At 73.0% G+C, this 13,776-nt stretch carries 16 protein-coding genes; 10 read left to right on the top strand and 6 right to left on the bottom strand.

The genetic code is table 11. The features are described from left to right. Positions 1-28: 28 nt before the first annotated feature. The 3 genes from IEY87_RS38040 to IEY87_RS38030 are packed head-to-tail and all read right to left on the bottom strand — an operon-like array spanning position 29 to position 1,847. Positions 29-724, bottom strand: a complete 696-nt coding sequence (locus IEY87_RS38040) for a hemerythrin domain-containing protein (RefSeq protein WP_189143700.1) — start codon at positions 722-724, stop codon at positions 29-31. Beyond that, positions 721-1,560 carry a slipin family protein gene (locus IEY87_RS38035; protein ID WP_189143699.1) on the bottom strand — a complete coding sequence of 280 codons (840 nt, stop codon included), beginning with the start codon at positions 1,558-1,560 and terminating at the stop codon, positions 721-723. Before IEY87_RS38035 ends, IEY87_RS38040 begins: the two co-directional genes overlap by 4 nt. Beyond that, on the bottom strand, positions 1,557-1,847 hold the full coding sequence (locus tag IEY87_RS38030; RefSeq protein ID WP_189143698.1) for a DUF3040 domain-containing protein: 291 nt from the start codon (positions 1,845-1,847) through the stop codon (positions 1,557-1,559). The genes IEY87_RS38035 and IEY87_RS38030 overlap by 4 nt, the downstream gene beginning before the upstream one ends. Positions 1,848-1,990: 143 nt before the next feature. Between IEY87_RS38030 and IEY87_RS38025 the strand changes: the two genes are divergently transcribed. From IEY87_RS38025 to IEY87_RS37980, 10 genes are all read left to right on the top strand, one after another. Continuing rightward, positions 1,991-2,422: a MarR family winged helix-turn-helix transcriptional regulator gene (locus IEY87_RS38025; RefSeq protein ID WP_189143697.1), complete on the top strand. Its 432-nt coding sequence runs from the start codon at positions 1,991-1,993 to the stop codon at positions 2,420-2,422. 45 nt (positions 2,423-2,467) lie between these two features. Continuing rightward, complete coding sequence (locus IEY87_RS38020; protein WP_189143696.1) at positions 2,468-3,049, top strand: hypothetical protein; 582 nt, start codon at positions 2,468-2,470, stop codon at positions 3,047-3,049. A 93-nt stretch (positions 3,050-3,142) separates the two neighbouring features. After that, positions 3,143-4,579, top strand: coding sequence for a PepSY-associated TM helix domain-containing protein (locus IEY87_RS38015; protein ID WP_189143695.1), 1,437 nt, complete (start codon positions 3,143-3,145; stop codon positions 4,577-4,579). A gap of 347 nt (positions 4,580-4,926) precedes the next feature. Continuing rightward, complete coding sequence (locus IEY87_RS38010; RefSeq protein ID WP_189143694.1) at positions 4,927-5,787, top strand: ABC transporter permease subunit; 861 nt, start codon at positions 4,927-4,929, stop codon at positions 5,785-5,787. Positions 5,788-5,815: 28 nt separating this feature from the next. Next, on the top strand, positions 5,816-6,589 hold the full coding sequence (locus tag IEY87_RS38005) for an ABC transporter ATP-binding protein (protein ID WP_189143693.1): 774 nt from the start codon (positions 5,816-5,818) through the stop codon (positions 6,587-6,589). Next, a complete protein-coding gene (locus IEY87_RS38000; RefSeq protein WP_225278001.1) occupies positions 6,586-8,223 on the top strand; it encodes an FAD-dependent oxidoreductase in 1,638 nt (545 codons plus the stop codon). Before IEY87_RS38005 ends, IEY87_RS38000 begins: the two co-directional genes overlap by 4 nt. Further along, complete coding sequence (locus IEY87_RS37995; protein ID WP_189143692.1) at positions 8,220-8,585, top strand: 4Fe-4S dicluster domain-containing protein; 366 nt, start codon at positions 8,220-8,222, stop codon at positions 8,583-8,585. The genes IEY87_RS38000 and IEY87_RS37995 overlap by 4 nt, the downstream gene beginning before the upstream one ends. Continuing rightward, positions 8,582-9,568 (top strand): ABC transporter substrate-binding protein, encoded by a 987-nt coding sequence (locus IEY87_RS37990; RefSeq protein ID WP_189143691.1) that lies wholly within the window; start codon positions 8,582-8,584, stop codon positions 9,566-9,568. The genes IEY87_RS37995 and IEY87_RS37990 overlap by 4 nt, the downstream gene beginning before the upstream one ends. Then, positions 9,565-11,145, top strand: a complete 1,581-nt coding sequence (locus IEY87_RS37985; RefSeq protein ID WP_189143690.1) for an FAD-dependent oxidoreductase — start codon at positions 9,565-9,567, stop codon at positions 11,143-11,145. Before IEY87_RS37990 ends, IEY87_RS37985 begins: the two co-directional genes overlap by 4 nt. Further along, a complete protein-coding gene (locus IEY87_RS37980) occupies positions 11,142-11,549 on the top strand; it encodes a 4Fe-4S dicluster domain-containing protein (RefSeq protein WP_189143689.1) in 408 nt (135 codons plus the stop codon). Before IEY87_RS37985 ends, IEY87_RS37980 begins: the two co-directional genes overlap by 4 nt. Here the strand turns inward: IEY87_RS37980 and IEY87_RS37975 are convergent. The 3 genes from IEY87_RS37975 to IEY87_RS37965 all read right to left on the bottom strand — a co-directional run bounded on the left by IEY87_RS37975 (position 11,527) and on the right by IEY87_RS37965 (position 13,775). Then, positions 11,527-11,880 (bottom strand): hypothetical protein, encoded by a 354-nt coding sequence (locus IEY87_RS37975; protein WP_189143688.1) that lies wholly within the window; start codon positions 11,878-11,880, stop codon positions 11,527-11,529. The two genes, IEY87_RS37980 and IEY87_RS37975, sit on opposite strands and share 23 nt — an antisense overlap. A 109-nt stretch (positions 11,881-11,989) precedes the next feature. Then, the gene (locus IEY87_RS37970; protein ID WP_189143687.1) at positions 11,990-13,147 is read right to left on the bottom strand and encodes an acetyl-CoA C-acetyltransferase; all 1,158 of its coding nucleotides are present in this window, start codon (positions 13,145-13,147) and stop codon (positions 11,990-11,992) included. A gap of 10 nt (positions 13,148-13,157) precedes the next feature. Then, positions 13,158-13,775, bottom strand: coding sequence for a TetR/AcrR family transcriptional regulator (locus IEY87_RS37965; protein ID WP_189143686.1), 618 nt, complete (start codon positions 13,773-13,775; stop codon positions 13,158-13,160). Position 13,776 lies beyond the last annotated feature (1 nt).

Here is a 13,776-nt window from a genome sequence, read left to right as displayed (position 1 = left end):
CGCGTCACACGCACGTGGCCCGCCTGAATTAGCGGCGGCGTGTTACCCGTACGTGCCACTCGTCCGGCCCCTCGCGGAGGTAGGCGAAGCCGTAGTCGCCGCGTCCGGACGCGGACAGCCACCAGCACAGTGCGTTCAGGTCGTGGCCGGAGCGCAGCTCGATCTCCTCGTCGCGGCGCAGCCGGCGCAACCGGTCGGTGACGGCCTCGGTCGCCGTGGCGGGCGGCAGCGCGTCCAGGTCCACCACCGGTCCCTCGGTGAGGGCGTACCAGCGATGGGGGTGGGCCCCCAGGGCGGCGGTCGCCGCCGCCGGGGTGCCGAGCCCGGCCAGGAGGCGTTCCTCGGTGGCGAAGTGGTCGCTGAGCTGGGTGAGCAGGTCGCGGGTCATCGTGACCAGCCGGGTCAGCGAGCAGCGGCGCTCGCCGCCGGCCGTGCCGGCCATCGCGTCGACGGCGGCGCGCAGCCGGGCGTGGTCGCGAGCCACCCAGGCGAGGACGGGCGCCGCGCCGTAGATGGGGAGCAGCAGCCGCTCCTCGTCCCTGATCTGCCGGATGACCTCCGCGCGCAGGTAGGCGGTCAGCGCCCGCAGCTCGCGCTCGGGCCAGCGGCTCTGGGCGGCCACCGCGAGCAGGTCCCTGGCCCGGGCGGAGACCTGGGCGAGCAACTGGGCGTGTTCGGCGGTCAGGGAGTCGCCGCTCTGACGGGCCGGCGTGCCCCCGCTCACCTCAGGACACCCTGCTCTTGGCCGACGCGCTGCTCTTGGCCGACGCGCTGCTCGGGCTCGAGGCGCTGCTCGGGCTCGGCGGTGGTGGCCCGTTCCAGGAAGCGGAGCAGCTCGACGGGGAAGGGCAGCACGAGAGTGGAGTTCTTCTCGGCGGCGACCTCGACGACCGTCTGGAGCAGCCGGAGCTGGAGCGCGGCCGGGTGCGCGGCCATGCACTCGGCGGCCTGGGCCAGCTTCTCCGAAGCCTGCAGCTCCCCTTCGGCGGTGATCACGCGGGAGCGCCGCTCCCGCTCCGCCTCCGCCTGTCGTGACATGGAGCGCTTCATCGTCTCCGGCAGCACCACATCCTTGATCTCGACGCGGTCGATGTGCACGCCCCAGTCCACGGCCGGGCTGTCGATCATCAGCTCCAGGCCCTGGTTGAGCCGCTCCCGGTTGGACAGCAGGTCGTCGAGCTCGCTCTTGCCGATGATCGACCGCAGCGAGGCCAGCGCGACCTGGCAGATGGCGGATCCGTAGTCCTGGACGTCGACGATCACGCGGACCGGGTCGACGACGCGGAAGTAGATCACGGCGTCCACCCGGACCGTCACGTTGTCGCGGGTGATGCCGTCCTGGGCGGGGATGGGCAGGGTGACGATCTGCATGCTGACCTTGTGCAGCCGGTCGGCGATCGGCAGGATCACGGCGAGCCCGGGACCGATGGTCTTCGGGCGGACCCGGCCGAACCGGAAGACCACTCCCCGCTCGAACTGCCTGACGATGCGCACGCTCAGACAGGCCCAGAGCGCGGTAGCCGCCAGGATCCCGATGAGCACAGCGACAAGGGCGTTCATGTCATCCTCCGATCTCCGGCCCGGCCGGCGCGCAGCCGGAGTCCCCACATCACGCCGGCCGCCATGGCGAACACCAGTCCGCCGAGCGGCGCCCCCGCCATGAGCGCGATCACGCTGAGCATCAGGCTCATCACGAGCAGGGTGGTGTAGGTGGACCGGGGCAGATGGGACGGCGTTTGTTCCAGACGCCGGGCGTCGGTACTGAAGACCCGGGCGAAGGCCGGATCCTCGGCCAGCAAGCGGCATTGAATCTCGCGCAATGCCTCGCGTTCGCGATCGCTGAGCACGACACACCTCCTGGGTGCCCGTCTGCCGGAGGCCGTCGTCCCATCTGTGCCACCCGAGCAGTTGTATCGTAACACGATAGATATGAGATGAACATGACCTGTTGGATCAAGCACGACATGTCGCATCACGATAGGCTCAGGCTGTGACGAACCCAGAGGGCGCGCAGCTGACCAAGCAGGACTTCGAGGCGCTGGCCAGGTTCCGGTTCGGCATCCGCCGTTATCTGCGGTTCAGCGAGGAGACGGTGCGCGAGGACGGCCTCACCCCGCAGCAGTATCAACTGCTACTGGCGCTGAAAGGGTTTCCCGGCCGCGAGTGGGCGAGCGTGCGCGAGCTCGCCGAGCGGCTCCAGCTCCGCCACCACAGCGTCGTCGAGCTGGTCAACCGCGCCCAGGCGCAGGACCTGGTACGGCGGGAGGCGCATCCGGACGACGGCCGGGCGGTGCGCGTGCTGCTGACCCCGAGGGGCGAAGAGGTGCTGGCCCGGCTGAGCGCGCTGCACCGCGACGAACTGCGCCGCATGCACACCGTGCTCACCCTTCCGGTCTGGAACAGCGCGCCACCCGAAGGATAGAAAAGACGGGTGAACCATCGCCGCCCCCGCGACGTACCTCCGTCTGTGAGCGGTGATCGTGTGCACGGCGGCCGGCCGGTTCCGCGCGCCCTGCGTGCCGCCGCGTTCGCCGTCGTCTGCGTGTACACCGCGCTCGGCACGCACATGCTGGCCGGTGGCGGGGGCGCCCGGCTGGGCGTCGTGGCCGCCGCCACCGCGATCACCGGGGCGGGGGCGTTCGTCCTGGCCGCCCGCCGCCCGTCCATGGGGACGCTGCTGGCCGCGGCCTTCGCCGCGCAGTACGGCATGCACCATCTGTTCAGCGCGGGCGCCACCGCCGTGCGCACTCCCGTGCCCGGCGCCGACCATCACCAGCCCGCCGGGCTCTTCCCCGGGCTGGGGATGCTGGTGGCGCACGTCCTCGTCGCGATGCTGTCCGCCTGGTGGCTGGAGCGCGGCGACGCGGCGCTGCTCACGCTCCTGCGGCTGCTCGGCTGCGCGCTGCGCGATCTGTGGCGCCCCCTGCCCCGAGGGTTCACCCCGCTCGCCACGCCCCGTCCCGCGCCGCCCGTCGCGGCGCCGGCGCCCGCTCTTCGCACCGCCCAGGCGCTGTCCTCGGCGCTCTCCCGCAGAGGACCGCCGAGGTAGCAGGAGGCATCCGCCCGTCACCGCCGCCGCGCCAGCGCGCGCGGCCGGCCCTGCCTGCCCTGCCCCTCCTCGCGCGCCTTTCGGAGAACTCCCATGACCTCTGTCCACGTACGACCGGAAGCCACCCAGCCGGTCGCCGCCTCCTCCTCCCAGCGCTACCGTGCCGTCTGGCGCTGGCACTTCTACGCCGGCCTGTTCGTCGCCCCCGTCCTGCTGGTCCTCGCTGTGACGGGGGCCATCTACCTGTTCAAGGAGCCGTTCGAGGAGTGGCGCTACCAGGACGTACGCGCCCTCTCCTCCCCCGCCACCACCGCCCGCCCGCTCTCGGAGCAGATCGCCGCGGCCCAGCGGGTCCGTCCGGGCGCGGCCGTGATGTCCGTCATCCCGCCCAACGCCGCAGACCGCACCACCCGCGTCATCCTCCAGGGCGCCGACACCGGGCCGTTCGCGGAAGGGCTGTCGGTGTACGTGAACCCGGCCACCGCCACGGTGACGGGCCAGATCGACGACTCGGCCACCTTCATGCGCGTCGTACGCACGATCCACGGCGAGCTGATGGCCGGCGTCGCCGGCGACCGGGTGGTGGAGATCGCCGCGTGCTGGGCGCTCATCCTCGTCGCGACCGGCACGTACCTGTGGTGGAGCAGCCCTCGCAAGCGCCGCGCCACCTCGGCTCGCGGACGGCTGCTCCGGCTGCACACGATGACCGGCGTCGGGGCGGGCGCGGTCGTCGTCTTCCTCGTCCTGTCCGGGCTTCCCTGGTCGGGCGTGTGGGGTGCGGGGCTGCAGAGCCTGCAGGAGACCACCGGCTCCACCACCCCGAGCGCGGGCGACTACCCCAGCGCCTCCACCGTGCCCGCCCTGTCGGGAGACCTGTCCCACCACCCTGACGCCAAGGTGCCGTGGGCCGCCGAGCAGCTGCCCGTGCCCGACTCGCAGGACGACCCGCACGCCGCCCACAAGAGCACGGGTGGCGTCCTGCAGCCCGGCGCGCTCCCTGTCGAACGCGCGCTGGCCGCCTCCCGGCCCGCCATCCGGGACTGCCCGGCCGCCGAGTGCGACGTCAAGATCCTGCTCCCCGACGGCGCGAAGGGCGTCTACACGATCGTGACCGACCCGCGCCGCGACCCGTCGGCCGCGCAGACGCTGCACGTCGACCAGTACAGCGGCCGGGTGCTGGTCTCCTACGGCTGGGCCGAGTACGGCCTCATGGCCAAGGCCGTCGAGCAGGGCATCGCGGTGCACGAGGGCCGCCGCTACGGCGTCGCCAACCTCATCCTGATGCTCGGCGCCTGCCTGGCGCTGATCACCCTGATCGTCACGGGCGTGTGGATGTGGTGGAAGCGCCGTCCCCGGGGCCGCGTCGGCGCCCCCGCCCGCGTCACCAACAGGCGGACGGCGTACGGCGTGATCGCCATCATGGCGGTGCTCGGCGTGCTCTTCCCGCTGGCCGGCGTCACCATGGTGGCTGTGCTGGCCCTGGACCTGCTGCTGCGGCGCATCCCCAGGCCGGCCCGCGCCTCCGGCTGAGCCCACGCCGCCTCGTCACACGGCCGGATCCGACGTCTCGTCGGGTCCGGCCGCGCCGTTTCCGCACCTCGCCGTAAATTCCTTTATTACCCACTTGGACAGTAGGTTATATAGGGATTAGAGTGAAGGGCATGCACGAGACCTGCCATCTCGTCACCCGATGTAGGCTCTGCCGCTTTCGGTGACGGCGTCACCCCGTCCTGCCGCACCCTTCCCATCGCCCGCTCACGATCTCTTCCGACGCCGCCTGGCGCATGCCCTTCGAGCCGGCATTCCCTCCGACGTCCCACCCGATCGCCGCCGTGTGTCCCTCCGGCGTGCGCGCACGTCTCAAGGAGCCTCCCCCGATGACGTCCCCCGTCCTGAACGCCCCAGCCCCGGACCAGCTCGCCGGCCCGAGCGCGCCCGCGCCGAAGGCCCTGCCACCACCGGTGACGCGGTTCGCCGGCGCCGTCACCGCTCGCGGGCGCAGGCTGGTGGGACTCGCGGCCATCCTGGTCTTCTGGCAGATCGGCGCCTCCCAGGGGTGGTTAGGGGTGAGCACCCCGCCCCCGACCCGGGTGTGGACCGCGGGCGTCGAGCTGATCAGCACCGGCGAGCTCCAGCACCACCTCGCCGCCTCACTCGCCCGCGTGGCGAAAGGGCTGGCGATCGGGCTGACCGCCGGACTGGTGCTCGGCCTCGCGGCCGGGCTGGTCAAGCTCTTCGAGGACCTCGTCGACGCGCCCATCCAGGCCCTGCGGATGCTCCCGCACCTGGCTCTGGTGCCGGTGTTCATCATCTGGTTCGGCATCGACGAGACGGCCAAGATCGCCCTGATCACCATCGGCCCGATCTTCCCGCTCTACCTCAACGTCTTCCACGGCATCCGGAGCGTCGACGAGCGGTTCGTGGAGTCGGCCAGATCCTGCGGGGTGCAGGGGTTCGGGCTGATCCGCCAGGTCATCCTGCCCGGCGCCCTGCCGCAGATCCTCGTCGGGCTGCGCCAGGCGCTCGGCATCGGCTGGCTCAGCCTGGTCGTCGCCGAGCAGACGGCGACCACCTCCGGCATCGGCTTCCTGGTGACGGACGCCAAGGAGTTCCTGCGCACCGACGTGGTGTTCGTCGTCCTGGTCGTGTACGCCCTGCTCGGGCTGGCCACCGACCTGTTCGTACGCGCCCTGGAACGGCACGCCCTGGCCTGGCGCCGAGGGCTGACCGCGAGATGAACCGAGCCGAACCCGAAAGGAGCCCCGCATGAGCCAGGGCCACCTGACAGAAGTCCGCCCCCTTTCCGACGCCACGGGCGGCGTGCGCGTGCGCGGGCTGCGGCGGGCGTTCTCCGGACGCGTCGTCCTCGACGGCGTCGATCTCGACATCGCCCCCGGGGAGTTCGTCGCGCTGCTGGGCGCCAGCGGCTCGGGCAAGAGCACCCTGCTGCGCGCGGTGGCCGGGCTGGACACGGGCGCGGAAGGCGTCCTGGACGTCCCCGGGGAGTCGGCCGTCGTCTTCCAGGAGCACCGGCTGCTGCCCTGGTCGCGGGTGTGGCGCAACGTCACGCTCGGGCTCACCGGCCCGGACCTGCGGGGGCGGGCGCTGCGCGCGCTCACCGAGGTCGGCCTCGCGGCCCGCGCCGACGCCTGGCCGTCGACGCTGTCCGGCGGCGAGTCCCAGCGCGTCGCGCTGGCCCGCGCGCTGGTGCGCACCCCCAAGCTCCTGCTGCTCGACGAGCCCTTCGGCGCGCTGGACGCCCTCACCCGGCTGAAGGCGCAGGCGCTGGTCGCCCGGCTGTGGACCCAGCACCGCCCGGCCGTCCTGCTGGTGACCCACGACGTGGAGGAGGCTCTCCTGCTCGCCGACCGGGCCCTGCTGCTGGCGGACGGCAAGGTCGCCGACGAGATCCACGTCGACATCCCCCGCCCTCGCTCCCTCGACCACCCGCGCTTCGCTCCCCTGCGCCGGCGGCTGCTCATCAGCCTCGGCGTCGACCCCGATCTCGGCCATGACGACCAGCTTCAGGAGTTCTCGTGACAGTGACAGGTCTCTCCCCGCACACCCATGAGCTGTCGGCCGGCGTGTTCGTCGTCGGCGGCGGCCCGGCGGCCGCGTGGGCGGCCTACAAGGCGGCGCAGGCGGGCGCGGACGTCGTGCTCGCGGACAAGGGCTACTGCGGCACCAGCGGCGCCACCGCCGCCGCGGGCACCGGCGTCTGGTACGTGCCGCCGCATCCCGCCGAGCGGGAGAAGGCGATGGCCGGCCGGGAGGCCCTCGGCGGCTACCTCGCCGACCGCCGCTGGATGGCCCGCGTCCTCGACCAGACCTACGAGGGCGTCAACGAGCTGGCCGACACCGGGCGCTACCCGTTCCCGCCGGACGGCGCGGGCGGCCAGCTCCGGCGCGGCGTCCAGGGGCCGGAGTACATGCGGCGGATGCGGATCCTGCTGCGCCGGGCCGGGGTGCGCATCCTCGACCACAGCCCGGTCGTCGAGCTGCTGGTAGACGCCGACGGCGCGGTCGCGGGCGCGGCCGGCTACCAGCGGCGCCACGACCGGCCCTACCGGGTCTCGGCGGGCGCGGTGGTGCTCGCCACCGGCGGCTGCGCGTTCCTGAGCCGCGCCCTGGGCTGCGACGTGAACACCGGCGACGGCGCGCTGATGGCCGCCGAGGCGGGCGCGGAGCTGTCCGGCATGGAGTTCTCCAACGCCTACGCGCTCGCGCCGGAGTTCTCCTCGGTGACCAAGACCGCCTACTACTCCTTCGCCACCTTCTACCACGAGGACGGCACCGTACTGGAGGGAGCCGGCAGCCAGAAGGGCCGGTCGGTGATCGCCCGCACCCTGCTGACGGAGAAGGTCTACTGCCGGATCGACCGCGCCGACGCCGACGCGCAGCGGGCGATGCGGCTCGCCCAGGCGAACTTCTTCCTGCCCTTCGACCGGATGGGCATCGACCCGTTCACCCAGCGCTTCCCGGTCACCCTGCTGCTGGAGGGCACGGTGCGGGGCACCGGCGGCATCCGGATCACCGGCGACGACTGCGCCACCTCGGTGCCCGGCCTGTACGTCGCGGGCGACGCGGCGACCCGGGAGCTGATCTGCGGCGGCTTCACCGGCGGCGGCAGCCACAACGCGGCCTGGGCCATCTCCTCGGGCACCTGGGCGGGCCGGGGCGCGGCCCGGCACGCCGCCTCGCTCGGTCCGCTGACCGCGCGCCGCCGGGTCAGCGCCCTGGGCGGCGCGGGTCTGCGGCCCACCGGCAAGCCCGGCCGGCCCGGTGCGGCCCGCGAGGTCGTGGCCGCCGTGCAGGCCGAGGTGCTGCCGTACGAGAAGAACCTCCTGCGGCACGAGGACCGGCTGGCGCCCGCGCTGGCCGGGCTGCACAGCACCTGGAGCGGGCTGCGCGCCTCGCTGTACGGCGGCGACGGCGCGGAGGTCGTGGCCACCAGGCAGGCGGCGGCGCTGGCCGCGCACGGCCGCTGGATGTACACCGCGGCCCTGGCCAGGCAGGAGACCCGGGGCATGCACAAGCGCGAGGACCGCCCCGGCGCGGACCCGTCCTCGCGGCGGCGGCTGCTGGTCAGCGGGCTGGACGAGATCCAGGTCCGGCCCGACCCGGTCGCGCCGGTCGGCCCGCAGGAGTACGCCGGACTGCGGGCGGCGTCGTGATCGAGATCGTCTCCCAGGAGCGGTGCATCGGCTGCGACCGCTGCGTGGAAGTCTGCCCGACCAGCGTCTTCGACACGGGCCCCGGCGGCATCCCGGTGATCGCCCGCGTGCAGGACTGCCAGACGTGCTTCATGTGCGAGGCGTACTGCCCGGTGGACGCCCTGTTCGTGGCGCCCCAGGCCGAGCCGGTCGAACCGGGCTCGCCGCTGCGTGACGAGGCGTACGTGACCGCCGCCGGGCTGCTCGGCGGCTACCGCAAGAAGATCGGCTGGGGCCGCGGCCGCACCCCGGGCGCCCTGCGCGCCGTCGGCCCCGACCTCCCCCGCCCCACCCCCGCACCACCCCGCAAGGAGCATCGATGAAGACCCGCGCAACGTTCGCACTCATGGTGGCCGCCGCACTCGCGCTCCCGGCGGTCCTGTCGGGCTGCGGCGCGGACTCCGCCGGCGCCACCGGCGCGCCCGCCACCCTGCGGATCGGCGTGATCGGCACCGGCAACAAGCTGACCGGCGTGATCGGCTATCTGAAGGAGAAGAACAAGCTGCTGCCGCTGCTGGCCCCGGCCGGGATCACCGGCGTGGAGGTCTACTCCTTCCCGAACGGCCCCGACCTCAACCAGGCGCTCGTCGCGCGCGAGCTGGACGTGGCCTCCTACGGCGACACCCCCAGCCTGGTCGCGCGCGGGGCGGGCCAGCCCACCAGGCTCATCGCGCAGGCCTCGGTCGGACTCGACGCCGGCGTCCTGGCCAAGAAGGACGGCGGCCCCACGTCGCTGGCCGAGCTTGCGGGCAAGCGGGTGGCCACGCAGAAGGGCTCCTACATCCACCGCTACCTCCTCGGCGCGCTCGGTGACGCCGGGGTGAAGCCGGGCGAGATCGTGCACATCTACAACACCGAGATCGAGGCGGCGCTGGAGCGCGGCGACGTCGACGCGGTGGCCGTGCCCTCGGCGAACTTCGAGGCGCTCAAGAACAAGGGCTACCCCGTGATCGACGTCGCCTCCAAGGACCATCCCCAATATCTGGGGACGAGCTCCACCGTGGGGTCGGAGTCCTTCCTCGACGCCAACGCCGGCTTCGTGAAGGTCTGGCAGCAGACCCAGCGGGAGGGGACCAAGCTCGCCAAGGCCAACTGGGACGACTATCTGGACTTCGCGGGCAAGGTCGGCGGCTTCGCCCCGGAGATCACCAAGGCCACGACGCTGCGCGGCCAGCTCCCCGACGAGCCCTTCACCGACAAGGGGCTGGCCCTGCTGGAGAGCACCAAGAAGTTCCTGGTGAAGGAGGGCTTCGTCAAGACCGACTTCGCCCTCGACGACTGGATCGCCGCCGGAGCGCGTGGATGACCGCCGAGGTGACGCTGCTGCGGCATGCCGACGTGCTGGTGCTGGGCGGCGGCCCCGCCGGGGCCTGGGCCGCGATCGCGGCGGCCGAGGCGGGCGCGGACGTGGTGCTCGCCGACAAGGGCTACTGCGGGACCAGCGGGTCGGCGGCGGCGGGCGGCAACAACCTGTGGTACCTGCCGCCCGACCCCGCCCTCCGCGAGGCCGCGATGGACGCGCGCGAGGCCATCGCCGGCCGGCTGACCGAGCGCCGGTGGATGGAGCGGGTCATCGAGGAGACCTACCACCAGATCGGCAGGCTCGCCGGCTGGGGATACCCGTTCCCGGTGGACGAGGGCGGGGTGGAGCGGCGCGGCAGCCTGCAGGGGCCCGAGTACATGCGCAGGATGCGGCGCAAGGCGCACCGCAGCGGCGTGCGGATCCTCGACCACCATCCCGCGCTGGAACTGCTCGCCACTCCCGACGGCACGGCCGTGGGCGCCGCCGGGATCCGCCGCCAGGACGGCGGCGGGCGCTGGGAGGTGCGGGCGGGCGCCGTCGTGCTCGCGACCGGCGGCTGCGCGTTCCTGTCCGGCGCGTTCGGACTCGACGTCGACACCGGCGACGGCCACCTGATGGCGGCCGAGCTGGGCGCGGAGCTGTCGGGCATGGAGTTCTCCAACGCCTACGCGCTCTCCCCGGCGTACGGGGCGCACACCAAGGGCCTGATGATGCAGTTCGCGAGCTACTACGACGAGGCCGGGCGGCCTCTGGAGCTGGGCGACATGGGGACCGCCCGGCAGGCGGTCGCCCGGCTGCTCGCCGACGGCCGCCAGGTGCTCGCCCGGCTGGACCAGGCGCCGCCCGGCCTGCGCGAGGCGATGCGCCGGTCCCAGCCCAACTACTTCCTTCCGCTGGACAAGGCCGGCATCGACCCGTTCACGCAGGCGTACCCGGTACGGCTCGTCATGGAAGGGACCGTACGCGGGACCGGCGGGCTGCGCGTCGTCGGCGAGGACTGCGCCACCACGGTTCCCGGCCTGTACGCGGCGGGGGACGTGGCCACCCGGGAGCTGATCACCGGGAGCGTCAGCGGCGGCGGCAGTCACAACGGCGCCTGGGCCATCTCCTCCGGCACCTGGGCCGGCGCCGCCGCCGCGGCCTTCGCCACCAGGGGCGAGGGTCGCGCACGGTCGCGCCCCGCCGGCCGGGCCGGGCTGCGCCCGCACGGCCCGGCCACGGGAGCGGCGGCCGAGGTGGTCCGGGCCGTTCAGGACGAGGTGCTGCCGCTCGACCGCAACTACTTCCGCACCGCCGCCGGACTGCGCCGCTCCCTGACCTCCCTGGACCGGCTCTGGACGGACGTCGCCGCTCACCTGTCCGGCGAGGGGCGTGGGGCGCTGCGGGCGCGGCAGGCCGCCGCCATGGTGGCGCACGGGCGGTGGATGTACCGTGCGGCGCTGGCCCGTGCGGAGTCGCGCGGCATGCACCAGCGGCTCGACCGGCCCGAAGCCGACCCGCGCCTGGCCCGGCGCATTCACGTCGGCGGCCTGGACGAGGTCTGGACGGCGCCGGAAGAGCCGAAGGAGGCCGTCGCATGATCGAGGTGGTCAGCCAGGACCGGTGCGTGAAGTGCGACGTGTGCGTGAAGGTGTGCCCGATGGACGTGTTCGCCCTCGGGCCGGACGGCATCCCGGTGATCGCCCGGCAGGACGACTGCCAGACCTGTTTCATGTGCGAGGCGCACTGCCCGGTGGACGCGCTGTTCGTCGCCCCGCTGTCGGGTCCGGCGCCGGCCGGCTCGCCGTACACCGACGAGGCCGCGCTGCTGGAGGCCGGGGCGATGGGCCGCTACCGGGCCGTCCTGGGCTGGGGCGGCGGCCGGACGCCCGGCAGCCGCCTGGACCAGAACCACGTCTTCACCGCCCGCCTGGCGGCCGGCTCGCAGCCCGCGGAGGAGACGCCGGCCGGTCGGCGCCGGGTCAGCGGCGAGCCTTCAGCCTGAGCACGGCCTTCTTGCCGGACAGCGAGGTGACGGTGAACTGGATGCCGTTGACCGTCACCGCGCCGCCCTTGCTGAATCCTCCTCCGGCCGTGACGCCGGGGCCGGTGCCCTTCACCCGGACCTGCCGGGAGTTGAAGGTGATGGTCAGCCGGGTGATGCCGAAGCGCGGGTGGACGCGGAACGACGCCTTCTTCTTCAGGGTGATCTTGCAGGTGCCGTCGTAGCAGGCCCGGTAGCTCGGAGCCGTGGTGGCGGCTGACTGGGCCGCCGAGGCCGGCGCGGCGGCGGTCATCGAGGCGGCTATCAGGATTGCGGCGAACGCGTGGGGCATGACTCTCCGTACTTGCGCTTTCGCGGGCCGTTCTGCTGATCCACTATGCGTGGCGCGTCGCCTACCCGTCCAGTAAATCTGGATGAATAGTCATATTTCCTGTCAAGTCTCACAGGCGCTCGATGATGGTGACGTTGGCCTGGCCGCCGCCCTCGCACATGGTCTGCAGGCCGTACCGGCCGCCGGTGCGCTCCAGCTCGTGCAGCAGGGTGATCATGAGCCGGGCTCCGGTGGCGCCGAGCGGGTGGCCGAGCGCGATGGCGCCGCCGTTCGGGTTGACCCGTGCCGGGTCGGCGCCGGTCTCCTTCAGCCAGGCCAGCACGACCGGGGCGAACGCCTCGTTGATCTCCACCGCGGACATGTCGCCGATCGACATGCCGCTCTTCTTCAGCGCGTACGCCGTCGCCGGGATCGGCGCGGACAGCATCCGGATGGGGTCCTCGCCACGGGCGGACAGGTGGTGGACGCGGGCCCGGGGCCGCAGGCCGTGCGCCCGCACCGCCGCCTCCGAGGCGAGGAGCAGGGCGGCGGCGCCGTCGGAGATCTGCGAGGCCAGCGCGGCGGTGAGCCGCCCGCCCGCCACCAGGGGCTTCAGGCCGGCCATCCGCTCCCGGGTGGTGTCGCGGCGCGGGCCCTCGTCGGTCGTGACGCCCTCGATCGGGGCGATCTCGCGGGTGAAGCGTCCCTCGTCGATCGCGCGGACGGCGCGCCGGTGCGACTCGAAGGCGAACGCCTCCATGTCCTCGCGTGACACGTCCCAGTCGCGGGCGATCATCTCGGCGCCACGGAACTGGGAGACCTCCTGGTCGCCGTAGCGGGCCCGCCAGCCGCGCGAGCCGGCGAACGGGCCCTCGGTGAGGCCGAGCGCGTCGGTGGCGCCCACAGAGGCGTACGCGATCGGGATCTGCGACATGTTCTGCACGCCGCCGGCCACCACGAGATCGCAGGTGCCCGACAGCACCGCCTGGGCGGCGAAGTGCACGGCCTGCTGGGAGGAGCCGCACTGCCGGTCGACGGTGACGCCCGGCACGTGTTCGGGCAGTCCGGCCGCCAGCCAGCAGGTACGCGCGATGTCGCCCGCCTGCGGGCCGACCGCGTCCACACAGCCGAAGATCACGTCCTCGACCGCCGCCGGGTCCACGCCGGCGCGGGTCATCAGCTCGTTCAGCGCGTGCGCGCCGAGGTCGGCCGGGTGCACGCCGGCCAGGCCGCCGCCGCGCCGGCCCACGGGCGTGCGGACCGCTTCGACCAGGTACGCCTCCGCCATCGCGAACTCCTCAGCTGGTCAGGATCCCTTCCAGGACCATCGCTATGTACTGCCGGGCGATCTCGTCGGCGGGCAGCGGGCCGTCGCTGCGGTACCAGCTCGCGGCCAGCCAGACGGTGTCACGGATGAAGCGGTAGATCAGGCCGGTGTCCAGGTCGGCGCGCAGGACCCCGTCGGTGACACCCCGGTCCAGCACCGCCAGCCACATCTCACGGAACCGCCGCTGCGAATCCAGCAAGTACGAGAAACGCGGATTTGTCACGAGATGCTTGGATTCGTTCTGATAAATCACCACAGCGGGCCGGTAGCGTTCGATGCACCGGAACGACGCGACGATCAGCGCCTCGAACGTCTCCCGCGCGCCCAGACCGGCCGCGAGCACCGTGTCGTAGGCCGACCACAGGTCGGTCAGGAAGACGGACAGGATCTCGTCGACCATCGACTCCTTGGAGTCGAAGTGGTAGTAGAGGCTGCCGCCCAGGATGTCCGCCGCGTCGGCCACCTCACGGACCGTGGTGGCCGCGTATCCCCGGGACGCGAACACCTCGGCGGCGGTCGCGAGCAGCTCCGCCCGCCGCCCGGCGCGGGCGGCGGCGGTGCTCTGGGAATCTCGGCGTCGTGCGCTCATG

Source organism: Nonomuraea glycinis, assembly GCF_014646515.1.
Classification (GTDB): Bacteria; Actinomycetota; Actinomycetes; order Streptosporangiales; family Streptosporangiaceae; genus Nonomuraea; species Nonomuraea glycinis.
The sequence above is the reverse complement of the archived record's forward strand: the minus strand, read 5'-3'. Positions and strand labels throughout refer to the sequence as shown.